This is a genomic window from Saccharopolyspora sp. NPDC045839 (genome assembly GCF_056431645.1).
Map to the genome: position 1 here is coordinate 675150 of NZ_JBWKKH010000001.1, position 11023 is coordinate 686172.

At 70.9% G+C, this 11023-nt stretch carries 8 protein-coding genes and 1 pseudogene; 3 read left to right on the top strand and 6 right to left on the bottom strand.

Annotated features, from left to right (window positions below; genetic code table 11):
• Window positions 1-16 precede the first annotated feature (16 nt).
• From AC07EQ_RS02680 to AC07EQ_RS02690, 3 genes are read right to left on the bottom strand one after another with little or no spacing between them, the layout of a single operon-like run.
• On the bottom strand, window positions 17-1480 hold the full coding sequence (locus AC07EQ_RS02680; RefSeq protein ID WP_478386195.1) for an FGGY family carbohydrate kinase: 1464 nt from the start codon (window positions 1478-1480) through the stop codon (window positions 17-19).
• Window positions 1477-2535, bottom strand: a complete 1059-nt coding sequence (locus AC07EQ_RS02685) for a 2-hydroxyacid dehydrogenase (protein ID WP_478386196.1) — start codon at window positions 2533-2535, stop codon at window positions 1477-1479. The genes AC07EQ_RS02680 and AC07EQ_RS02685 overlap by 4 nt, the downstream gene beginning before the upstream one ends.
• A 48-nt stretch (window positions 2536-2583) precedes the next feature.
• The gene (locus AC07EQ_RS02690; protein WP_478386197.1) at window positions 2584-3282 is read right to left on the bottom strand and encodes an HAD family hydrolase; all 699 of its coding nucleotides are present in this window, start codon (window positions 3280-3282) and stop codon (window positions 2584-2586) included.
• 132 nt (window positions 3283-3414) lie between these two features.
• Here AC07EQ_RS02690 and AC07EQ_RS02695 point away from each other — a divergent pair, with 132 nt between their 5' ends.
• The 3 genes from AC07EQ_RS02695 (at window position 3415) to AC07EQ_RS02705 (ending at window position 6503) form a co-directional block, all read left to right on the top strand.
• On the top strand, window positions 3415-4203 hold the full coding sequence (locus AC07EQ_RS02695) for a DeoR/GlpR family DNA-binding transcription regulator (RefSeq protein WP_478386198.1): 789 nt from the start codon (window positions 3415-3417) through the stop codon (window positions 4201-4203).
• Between the two features lie 155 nt (window positions 4204-4358).
• Entirely contained in the window at window positions 4359-5723 is a 1365-nt protein-coding gene (locus AC07EQ_RS02700) for an MFS transporter (protein WP_165968458.1), read from the top strand.
• 48 nt (window positions 5724-5771) lie between these two features.
• On the top strand, window positions 5772-6503 hold the full coding sequence (locus AC07EQ_RS02705) for a hypothetical protein (RefSeq protein WP_478386199.1): 732 nt from the start codon (window positions 5772-5774) through the stop codon (window positions 6501-6503).
• A 339-nt stretch (window positions 6504-6842) separates the two neighbouring features.
• Here AC07EQ_RS02705 and AC07EQ_RS02710 read toward each other — a convergent pair.
• The 3 genes and pseudogenes from AC07EQ_RS02710 to AC07EQ_RS02720 all read right to left on the bottom strand — a co-directional run.
• Window positions 6843-7454, bottom strand: a pseudogene (locus tag AC07EQ_RS02710) (PIG-L family deacetylase); the annotation flags it as partial.
• A complete protein-coding gene (locus AC07EQ_RS02715) occupies window positions 7451-9934 on the bottom strand; it encodes a GtrA family protein (protein ID WP_478386200.1) in 2484 nt (827 codons plus the stop codon). The gene AC07EQ_RS02715 and the pseudogene AC07EQ_RS02710, both read right to left, overlap by 4 nt.
• Window positions 9934-10917: a glycosyltransferase family 2 protein gene (locus tag AC07EQ_RS02720; RefSeq protein ID WP_478386201.1), complete on the bottom strand. Its 984-nt coding sequence runs from the start codon at window positions 10915-10917 to the stop codon at window positions 9934-9936. The genes AC07EQ_RS02715 and AC07EQ_RS02720 overlap by 1 nt, the downstream gene beginning before the upstream one ends.
• Window positions 10918-11023 lie beyond the last annotated feature (106 nt).

Here is an 11023-nt window from a genome sequence, read left to right on the forward strand (position 1 = left end):
CGCCTTGTCTTGCAGGTCAGGAGGTCGCGCCCCACAGTGGGCGGGCGCGGTCGATCGATTCCAGGTACTCGCGGTAGCCGCGCTCGTAGAACTCCACGGCGTTCGGGTGCGGCACCACGGTGCGCCGCGCCGCGGCCCACTTGGCCCGGTCCACCGGCTCACCCAGCGAGTCCCACGCGGTCATCGCCGCGCCGCGCGCGCCGACACCTTCCTCGTAGGGCACGTGCAACGGCCGGCCCAGCACGTCGGCGAAGATCTGGCTCCACGCCGCCGATCGCGCGCCGCCACCGCACGCCGAGACCTCGCCGGTCAGGCCTGCGGTCTCCAGGTTGTGCCGCGCCGCGTAGGCCACCGCCTCGCACATCGCGCGCACCAGGTCGGACTGCGTGGTTTCCAGCGACAGCCCGGTGAACTGGCCGCGGGCGTACGGTTCGACGAACGGGGCGCGTTCGCCGGAGCTGGACAGGAACGACAGCGCCGACACGCCGCCGGCACCGGGTTTGCTGTTGCCCAGCAACGTTTCCAGCTGGTCCACGCCGGCGCCGACCATGCTCAGCACCCAGTCCAGGTTGGCGGTGCCGACCATCGCTGGCATCACCCGCAGGTACCGGTCCGGCAGCGGCGTCGCCAGCCACATGCCCGCGACCTCGCCGTCCGGGTCGATGACGACCTCGTCGCGCAGCACCTGGCAGCCCAGCGTCGTACCGATCACCAGGCTACCGTCGCCGACGTTGCTGACGCCGGAGCCGAACGCGCAGGCGGGCAGGTCGAACGGGCCCGCCGACACCGGTAGCCCGGCGGGCAGCCCCAGATCCTTGGCGCTCTTGCCGTCCAGCGCGAACAGCTTGTTCGGCGGGGCCGGTTCGGCCAGCAGCCGCCGGTACTCCTCGATGCCGCAGGCCTGCAGCGCTTCCTGCGAGTAGCTGCGGCTCGGCACGTCCAGGAACGGCAGCGACGCGTCGGAGGCGTCTACCGTGATCTCGCCGGTGAAGCGCTGCACGATCGCGTCCACGCAGTAGCCGGCGACCGCGGCACGCTCCAGCCGCTCCGGGGCGTGTTCGGCCAGGTGCGCCAGCAGCGGGCCGGCCGAGCCGGGGAACATCCCCGACCCGGTCAGCCCGTACACCTTCCGCTGCGCGCCGGAGGATTCCCAGCGGTCCAGCACGTCCGCGGCGCGGGCGTCCAGCCACGAGATGGCCGGGCCGACCTGCTGCCCCTGGTGGTCGCGCAGCCACAGCCCGTCGCCCTGGCCGGTGATGGCCAGCGCCTCGATCGGCTCGCCGACCTGCTCGGCCGCGGCGGCGACCTCGCGCACCACCTGGACGACCGAGCCGATGACCTCTTCGAGGTCCTGCTCGACCCGGCCGCCGGACTGCCGGTGCAGCGTGCTGCGCTTGCTGTGCGTGACCAGCGCCGTGCCGTCGCGGTTGAGCAGCGACGCCTTGGTCACCGACGTGCCGACGTCGACCCCGACGATCATGGCCGCAGGCCTTCGAACTTGGCCAGCACGTCCGGGTTGGCGACGAAGCGCGGCCGCTCTCCGCCCAGGAAGCGGGCGACCTCGCCGGCGACGATCTCGGCGGCGCGGTGCGCGGTCTGGCGGGTCGCCCCGGCCAGGTGCGGCGTGGTGATGACGTTCGGCGCGTCGAACAGCGGCCAGTCGCGCGGCGGCGGTTCGATGTCGTAGACGTCCACCGCCAGGGCGCCGAGGCGGCCGGACTTCAGCAGCTCCGGCAGCGGCTCGTAGTCGAGCAGCCCGCCGCGCGCGGAGTTGATCAGCACCGCGCCTTCCGGCAGCAGCTTGAGATTGTCGGCGTTGAGCAGGTTCTTGGTCTCCGGGGTGAGCCGCGCGTGCAGGCTGACCACGGAGCTGCGCCGCAGCAGCGCCTCCAGCTCGACGAGCTCGACGCCGTCGTTGGCGGCGTCCTCGGCCTTGACGAACGGGTCGGACACCAGCACGTGCGCGCCGAAGGCCTTCAGCACCCGGGCCACGATCTTGCCGATCGCGCCGTAGCCGACGAGGCCGACGGTGGAGCCTTCCAGCTCGATGCCGGCGTTCTCGTAGGCGTAGTAGTCACCACGCCAGTTGCCCGCCTTGAGCTCGGCGTCGGAGCCGGGGATGCGGCGCAGCGCGGCGAGGGTCAGGCCGACGGCGAACTCGGCGGCCGCGGCGGCGTTGCGGCCGGGCGCGTAGCTGACGATCACGCCGTTGTCGGTGGCGGCCTGCAGGTCCACGTTCACCGGGCCGCCGCGGCAGACCCCGACGAACTTCAGCTGCGGGCTGTTGGCCAGCACGTCCGCGGTGAACGGCGCCATCTGGGTGGCGACGATCTCCACGCCGCCGAGCGCGTCGAGCAGCTGCTGCTCGGTGCCGCTGGCCTCGTGGACGTTGCCGACCGGGCCGAACGGCTCGACGGGCCACGGCAGCTTCAGGGTGCTGAACTGCAGGTCGTGCGCGCCGGCGCTGTTGCGCAGGGCGTCGACGAACACCTCGGGAGCGACGAAGTGGTCACCTGCGGCCAGAACGCTGGTCATGAGGACTCCTTTGTCTCTTGCTTTCGGTGAGCTCGGCTGCCGCGGTCGTCAGCTGCCGACCGGTTCGGGCAGTGCGCTCACCAGGCGCGCCCGGACGTCGTCCAGGTCGGTGGCGATGTAGCTGGCCCCGGCCAGGGCGTCTTCGGCAGGCGGGTAGTCGGAGTTGGGAATGGCCACCACAGTCATCCCCGCTGCGGCCGCGGCGCGCAACCCGTTGCTGGAGTCCTCGACCGCCAGGCAGTGCCGCGAGTCCTCGCCGAGCTTCTCCGCGGCGGAGAGGTACACGTCGGGGCTGGGCTTGCCCTTGGGCACCTCGGCGCTGGAGACCGTCGCCGTGAAGTGCTTGATCAGGCCGTGGCGGTCCAGGACCGCGTCGATGAGCCGGCGCGGCGCGGACGAGGCGAGCGCGATCGGGGCGCGCGCGGCGACCTCGGTGACCATCTTCTCGGCGCCGGGCAGCAGCTCGATCTCACCGCCGTCGAGCGCGGCGATCATGTCGTCGACGACGATGCGCTCGGTCTCCACCGCGGACTCGGGGGCCGCGCTGAAGTCGGCCAGGAAGGCCGACCACTCGGGGGCGCTCATGCCCTGCACCTGCCGGGTCTGCTCCACCGTCCAGGTCTTGCCGCGAGCGGCGGCGAACTTCGCCCACATCCGCTCCCACAGGTGCTCGCTCTCGACCAGGACGCCGTCCATGTCGAACACGACCGCGCGGTGGGTGCCGTTCGGCCCTTCGGGCTGGGTCATCTTTACCTCCCGCCAAACACTGACACCGTCAAATTAACATGTTTGACGTTAAGTGTCACCCTCATAATGATACTTCCGCGAGTCTGCGGCGTCCGGCGGCACGTGCTCCGCACCACGGGGCAAGATGGCCGCATGTCGTCCGCACCGAAGAAGCAGTCCGCCCGGCTCCTGCGGCAGCAGAAGATCATCGACCACGTGGTCGGACAGGGGTTCGCCAGCGCCGCGGAACTGTCCGAGCTGACCGGCGTCAGCCTGATGACGGTGCACCGCGACCTCGACGACCTGGTCACCCGGGGCCTGCTGCGCAAGTACCACGGCGGCGTCTCCGCCCAGCCGTCCACGGTGTTCGAGAGCAGCTCGGACTTCCGGCTGCACACCCACACCGTCGAGAAGGAAGCGCTGGCCAAGGACGCGCTGCAGTTCATCACGCCCGGCATGTCGGTGATGCTGGACGACTCGACCACCGCGCTCGCGCTGGCCAGGCTGCTGCCCGAGGTCGGCCCGCTGACCGTGGTCAGCAACTACCGCCAGGTCCAGGAGACGCTGCGCGACGTGCCGGACATCCGGCTGATCGGCCTGGGCGGCGAGTACTCCCGCACCCACGACTCCTACCTGGGCCTGCCCTGCCAGGAGATGATCAGCACCTTCTCGGTGGACATCGTGTTCCTGTCCACCTCGGCGATGAACGCGCGGCTGACCTACCACCAGGAGCAGGAGATCGTGCTGGTCAAGCGGGCGATGCTGGCCAGCGCGACGACCAAGGTGCTGATGATGGACGCCAGCAAGGTGGCCCGCTCGGCGCTGCACCAGTTCGCGCCGGTACGCGCCTTCGACCACGTGCTGCTGGCGGGCGAACTGGACGCGGCGCTGGTGGAGGAGATGCGCGAGGAGACCGACGTCCGGCTGTCGCCGGTGGAGTGAGCGGACCAGCGGCGCAGTTGATCTTCACAAAGATTGCAAATGAATTAACGTCTTGCGCGTTAAACTGAACAAGGTGCATGATAGCCAGCACCCGTCGACCGGGGGCGCGTCCTAGCCGCGCACCACCGGGAAGTTCCGATTCCTTGGAGACAGTGATGTCCCAACAGACCTCTGCGGATGCCGAGTCGTTGCGGCCGGCCAGCAGACTCGACCGCATCGGTATCCCCAGGCAGCTCTTCTGGGGCTTCATCGCCGTGCTGATCTTCATGATCGGCGACGGCGTGGAGACCACCTTCCTGTCGGACTACCTGCAGCAACCCGAGGGCGGCGGACTGCCCGGCGCTACCGCGGCGTTCGCCACGGTCACGCTCTACGGCGTCGCGGCCATGATCGCCGCGTGGTTCTCCGGGACGCTCTCCTCCATCTGGGGCCCGCGCCGGGTCATGTGGCTCGGTGGCGCCTGGTGGGTCGTGTTCGAGGCCCTGTTCCTGTTCGTGGCGCTGCCCTCGCAGAACCCGACGTTCATCGTCGCCACCTACGGCATCCGCGGCTTCGCCTACCCGCTGTTCGCGTTCGCGTTCCTGGTGTGGGCGCAGATCGCCAGCCCCACCAAGATGCGCGGTTCGGTCGCCGGATGGTTCTGGTTCGCCTTCACCGGTGGTCTGCCGACCCTGGGCGCGGCGGTGGCCGCGGTCTCCATCGGCGTGTTCGGCCTGAGCCAGCACGGCACGCTGGTGCTGTCGCTGGTGGTGGTCCTGATCGGTGTGCTCATCGGTAGCTTCGCGGTCCGCGAGGAGCACGGTCTCAAGCCGATCGCCGACGAGACGGTCGCCAACCCGCGCAGCCTCAAGCGACTGGGCGAGGGCGTGGACATCCTCTGGCGCGACCGCCGCACCCTGGCCGGTGGCCTGATCCGCATCGTCAACACCGCGCCGCAGTACGGCTTCTTCGCGATGTTCCCGTTCGTGCTCGGCCCGGCCACGCCGGGCGGTGGCTTCCTCACCGCTCCGCAGCTGGCCACGCTCGCGTCGATCAGCTACGGCGCGAACATCGCCGCGAACCTGTTCTTCGGCGTGTTCGGCGACCGCTTCGGCTGGCGCCGCACGATCACCTGGTTCGGCTGCGTGGGCTGCGCCATCGCGACCCCGCTGTGGTACTTCACCGCCGTGTCCACCCAGAGCTTCGCGGTGACCGCCACCTTCGGCGTCGTCTACGGCATCCTGCTGGCCGGGTTCGTCCCGCTGTCGGCGCTGATGCCGTCGATGGTCTCGCCCAAGGACAAGGGTTCGGCCCTGGCGATCCTGAACTTCGGCGCCGGTGGCGCGGCGTTCGTCGGCCCGGTCGTGGTCACGATCCTGTTCCCGCTGGTCGGCGGCGGCGGGGTGGCCATCGCGTTCAGCGTGCTCTACATCCTGGTGGCGTTCCTGAGCCTGAAGGTCAAGGACGGCTGCGACCCGGGTGAGCAGAAGCTGGCGCAGCGAGCTGCGCAGCACGTCGCGACGGCCCGGTCCTCCGCGTAAGGTCCGCCGCCGCTGTCGTGAGCCCGCGTCCCGAGGACGCGGGCTCACGTGCATTCGGCCGTCGTCGCCGAGCGCGACCAGGTGGCGACCGCCCGGGCTGAACGCGAGCGGTCCGGCGATCCGGCCGGGGAGGACGGTCGTGGTGGTGCCGAGCACCGCGATCCGGCCTTCGGCGTCGCGGGCCGCGACGATCGGGATGTCGCCGTCCAGCACGGCGAGCGCGGGATCGGACGTGGCGGCGGCGTCGATCGAGGCGACCGGCGACCATCCCGCGTGTTCGCCGAGCACGACCAGCCGCCCGGTCGCGGCCTCTCGGAACGCCGCGAACGACTGGCGGCCGCGCGCGACGGCAACGGACCCGGCCGGGTGGTGCGCTTCCGGCGGAGCGACGAGCCGGCCGCCGGAGCCGTCGAGCCGCCAGTGCAGCAGCCCGGCTCGCGCGGTGGCGAAGACGTGCACCTCCCCGGTTCCGGTCAGCAGCACCGAAACGGTGTCGACGACTCCGGTGCCGCCGAGGTCCGTCCAGGCCGCCTGATCGGCGAACCGAGTGCTCACGCCGCCGCGCGCGTTGCGGACCGCGACCAGCGTCCTGCCCTCCGGCGTTGTGACGGCCGCCGGTGGCCCGGCCGACGGGGAGCCGAGGTCCTGCCAGCGGTTCGTGCCGTTGCGAAGCAGGATCCTGCCGGTGCGGTCCTGGATCACGAGCGTATCCGGATCCGCGAACCCCACCGACCCCGCGCGCGGCACGAAACCCGAAGTGTCCACAACGGACTCACCTGATTCGTTGCCTCCGAAGAGAATTCCACCTCGGACGTAGGCGTACGAGAGCCCGCCGTCCCGGTCGGTCGTGGCCCAGTTCGCGCTCCACGGCCAGCGGGGACGCATGCTCCGCAGCCACGTCGCATAGGGCTCCGCCATGCTCACCTCGGCGTCGTGCTCCGCGTAGCGCGCGAAGATCGCGCGCTTGTCGTCGACGATCTCCGCGGGCAGGTTCGGCGGCGCATCCGCGATGTTGTAGTCGCGGTAGTGGACCAGGTGCGCCGATCCGGCGGATCGCACCGCGAGCTCGGCGAATCGCGCGGTCATCACGTGGTCCGGGTGATCGTGATGGCTTCCCCACTGCGGCTGGTACCGGGCATCCGGCTCGGGATCGTGGGTCCGCACGATGCCGGGAGCGAACCGCCGGTGAAGCCGGGCCAGCGCATCGAGCACCGAGGCACGGTCGTGGACGCTGGTTCCCGCCAGCACCGAACCTTCCGGTCGCAGCGTCTCGACCCTGGCCGTCCGGTCGTGCCAGAGCCGGGTCAGCGCGTGCCTTCCTCCCGTGGCGTGCGGATCGTTGTCGTCGGGCAGGTTCAAGAACACCAGCCGCACCCGCGGCCGATCGCGCAAGGTCTGCACCTCGGCCTGACGGCCGCCGGGCAGTGCCAGCCCGGCATGGTCCCAGGCGTCGGGAACTCCGGCCATCGCCGCGAACGCCGCCCGCGCCCCGGCCTGCCGCTGCGCGGCATACCGTGCGGCGGGCCGCACATCGCTCTCCCCCGCCGTCAGGAACACCGTCGTCACGGTCGCGCCTGAGCGGATCGAGATGGCCAGGTCCGGGTTCATGAACAGGATGTCGTCGTCGGGGTGCGCCACGACCTGCAGATGGGAACGCGCCTGCGCGGCAGCGGCGGGATCGACGAGCAGTGCGATCAGCAGCACCGCGATCGCGGCGGCAAGTCCTCTCATCGCGGTTGCCTCCTCGCGCTCAGCGGCACGACGGTCAGCGCCATCGCGAGCAGCGCTCCCGCGCACGCCAGCAGGAGGTGCAGGGCGAATCCGGGCGGGCTCCAGGACAGCGCGAGCGTCCCGCCGGGCAGACCGGGCGGCAGGCGCACGACGAGCAAACCCGCTTCGGTGCCCTCGACCGGCACGGGTCGTCCATCCACTGTGGCCTGATAGCCGGGCCAGGCGAGGCGCGCGAAGACCAGCTCCGCCCGGTCACCGGTGCGGCCGAACCGCACGGTCTCGCCGCGCTGCCCGTGCCGCAGGTCGTCGAGGACCTCCACGCCGCGGCTGGCGCTCAACCGCCCACGCGGCCAAGGCAGGGCCGATTCCCGTTCCAGCACGACAACATCGCTGTTCCGCCGGGCGATACGCCAGCCTGCCGGTGCTTCGGCCACCTCGCGGAGGCGGCGTTGCACCACGACGTGAGTCGCCTTGAGCCGGTCGGCCAGCCCGTCCCACAACCGGTCGTAGGCCTGCGGGCAGGTGGCCCCGTAATAGCTCAGGCAGAGGCGTCGGTGCAGGGCGTCGTGGCCGATCCCGGTGTAGGAAACCAGGCTCGCGACCCCGGCTGCCGCGTGCATGTTGCCGAACAGCAGGTGCCGCCACGCGCTCCGGGAGGCGACGTCGTCGGGCGGGATCAGGTCGCGGTCGGCGATCTGCACCAGCGTGCCGCCGCGGAATTCCGCGTAGCGGGACCGGAGTTCGGCGACGGAGGGCGGGAAGTTGTAGACGGCGACATCCCGGTTGGCCGGGAACCAGGCCATTTGCAGCGCAAGCGCGCAGACCGTGCCGAGGTGCAGCACCGCGGCGACCAACCGCTTGCGGTGCACCACGACGGCGAGCAGCACGAAGATCACGCCCAGCGACACGAGGTGCTTCGGTGCCAGCGCGGGCCACGCCGCGAACGCGAGATAGCCGCCCAGCAGAACAGATCCCGCGGAACACGCCAGCCGCACCCTGAAGCGGTCGGTGCGCAAACCCCGCGACAGCGCCACGGCGAGCAGCACCGCCAACGCCAGGTGCAGCACCGCAACGTGCCGCAGCGGCCACCGGAACAGCCACACGTTGGACGGCCCCAGGCACAGCAGGAAGTAGCAGCCCGCCACCACCACCGCGCACCGGCAGCGGCGCCACAGCGCTCCGGCGGACCGCCAGTCCAGCCAGGCCAGCAGCGGGACGGCGAACCACGCGAAGTAGGTGGCGGGCACCGACATCCGGAAGGTGCCGAAGGACAGGATCTGCGGCACGAACGAAGGCATGCTCGCGGCCAGCAGATCACCGATGCCCGGCACCAGCCGGCCGATGTTGAACAGCTCGTGCCCGGATCGCCACCCCACCGCCGACGCCGCCAGCACCGGGAAGAACACCAGCGGCAGGCTCGCGGCGACCGCCACCCCCACCAGCACCAACCGCCGGACGCGCGGCCGGTCCCGGCCGGTTTCGGCCAGCAGCCCGGCGAAGATCACGCCCAACGCCAGCACACCGTAGGGATCACCGGCCGAGACGCACAGGTAGCACAGCAGCCACGCCCCGAAAGCAGGCCTCCGCCGCCGCAACGCCCACCACGCCCACGGCAGCCACGCGAAGCCCATGAGCCCGCCCGCCCAGGTCGCGGCCTGGAAGTACAGCACGAACCCGGACACCGGCAACGCCACCGCGAGCACCGACGCGATCCCGCGCGTCGCCCCGTAACCGCGGCAGAGCAGGAACGTCCCGACGCCGAGCGTGACGAGGAACTGCGTCTTCACCACCACCGCGCCGACCGCGAGATCGCCGATCCCCACCACCAGCAGGAAATCCAGCAGGTGCACCGGATTCCAGATCCCGAACAGCGCCTCGGCGGCCAGGTTCCCGCCCATCCACGAATCGACGTCCAGCCCCAGCGGCCAGTCCCCGGCCAGCAGCCGCTCGCCCAGCCGGTGCCACATCGGCAGGAACTGCGCCGCGCTGTCGTCCCAGAAGTAGAACGACGGGTTCACCAGCACCGGGACCTGGCCCAGCACCGCGACCGCCGCCCCGACACCGACCGCGCCCCGCCAGTCGACGCTCCGTTCGCGGCGATGCGGCCGGCCGGTGAGCGCCGCCCTGCTCAGCAGGAACGTCACGGGCACCACGACCAGACCCGCCGCGACCGGGGCGAACCTCGAATCGACGCCGAACACCCCCACCGAAACCACGACGACGGCGGTGCTCAACCCGATCAGCGCCAGGTTCGACAGCGGGAACAGCAGCAGGCTCCGCCGGTTCGGCACCACCCCGAAGGTGAACCGGCAGTTGAGCAGGTACGAGCACAGCGTCGCCACCGCCGTCGCGACCAGATGCGCCACCAGGTACGGAACCAGCAGCAACAACGCCAGGTAGGCGGTGCAGTGCACGGCCGTGTTCACGCCGCCGACGAGCGCGAACCGCGCGAACTCAGATCTGCTTGCCTCGCGCCACATCACTCCCCCTGCAACGCCAGATCGGCGGCCGGGCGCAACCGGTGCGCACGCGCCTGCGGGTGGAACTCCAGGCTCGACTCCTTGACGAGGTAGTGCGGCCGCCGCTTGGCCTCGAAGTAGCTCTTGCCCAGGTACTCACCGAGCACCCCGAGGAACAGCAGCTGCAACCCGCCGAGCCCGAGCACACCGGCGAGCAACGTCGCGTAACCGGGCACGTGCACACCGTCCACAATGGTGTTCGCCACGACGAAGAGCACGTAGCCGCCGGCCAGCAGCGCCACCAGCACGCCCAGGTAGATCGACAGCCGAAGCGGCCTGCTGTTGAACGAGGTCAGCCCGTCGATGCCGTAGTTCACCAGCGCGCCGAAGGTCCACCTCGAACCGCCACCGCCCCGCGGCACGTTCCGGAACGACACGTACGCCGTGTCGAAACCGATCCAGGCGAACAAACCCTTGGAGAACCGGTGGTACTCCGGCAACGACAGCACCGCGTCCACGGCCCGCCGCGACAACACCCGGAAATCCCCGACACCGTCCTGCAATCGCACGTCCACCAGCCGCCGGCACGCCCAGTAGTACATCTTGGACAGTGCCGACCGGACGCGGTTCTCACCGTCGCGGCCGCGGCGGGCGACGACCTGGTCGTAGCCGGAGTCCAGCAGCGCCAGCATCCGCCGCAGCAGCCGCGGCGGATGCTGCAGATCGGCGTCCAGCAGCGCCACCCGGCCGCCCCGCGCATGCCGCAAACCGCACAGCATCGCCGCTTCCTTCCCGAAGTTGCGGCTCAGCGACACGTAGCGGAAGCGCGGGTTCAGCGCCGCCAGCCGGCGCGCTTCGCGCAGCGTCCGATCGGTGCTGCCGTCGTCTACCAGGATCACCTCGTAATCCCGGACGCGCCCGGACAGCGCCGCGACCAGCGCGTCGTGCAACCGTTGCAGGCCGTGCTCCTCGTTGAAGCACGGCACCACCATCGAGAGGTACATGGCAGGTCTCATCCCAGGTCGGTCGACTCCCGCAGGAACCGGGAAGCCGCTGTGGGCCAAACGAATCGGCGCCGACCGTAGGGTCCGGGGCGCGCGGCACCCCCTC

Excerpts from the sequence above, each read along its gene's own strand:
- AC07EQ_RS02680 (WP_478386195.1), bottom strand. The coding sequence starts at position 1,480 with ATGATCGTCGGGGTCGACGTCGGCACGTCGGTGACCAAGGCGTCGCTG.
- AC07EQ_RS02685 (WP_478386196.1), bottom strand. The coding sequence starts at position 2,535 with ATGACCAGCGTTCTGGCCGCAGGTGACCACTTCGTCGCTCCCGAGGTG.
- AC07EQ_RS02690 (WP_478386197.1), bottom strand. The coding sequence starts at position 3,282 with ATGACCCAGCCCGAAGGGCCGAACGGCACCCACCGCGCGGTCGTGTTC.
- AC07EQ_RS02695 (WP_478386198.1), top strand. The coding sequence starts at position 3,415 with ATGTCGTCCGCACCGAAGAAGCAGTCCGCCCGGCTCCTGCGGCAGCAG.
- AC07EQ_RS02700 (WP_165968458.1), top strand. The coding sequence starts at position 4,359 with ATGTCCCAACAGACCTCTGCGGATGCCGAGTCGTTGCGGCCGGCCAGC.
- AC07EQ_RS02715 (WP_478386200.1), bottom strand. The coding sequence starts at position 9,934 with ATGTGGCGCGAGGCAAGCAGATCTGAGTTCGCGCGGTTCGCGCTCGTC.
- AC07EQ_RS02720 (WP_478386201.1), bottom strand. The coding sequence starts at position 10,917 with ATGTACCTCTCGATGGTGGTGCCGTGCTTCAACGAGGAGCACGGCCTG.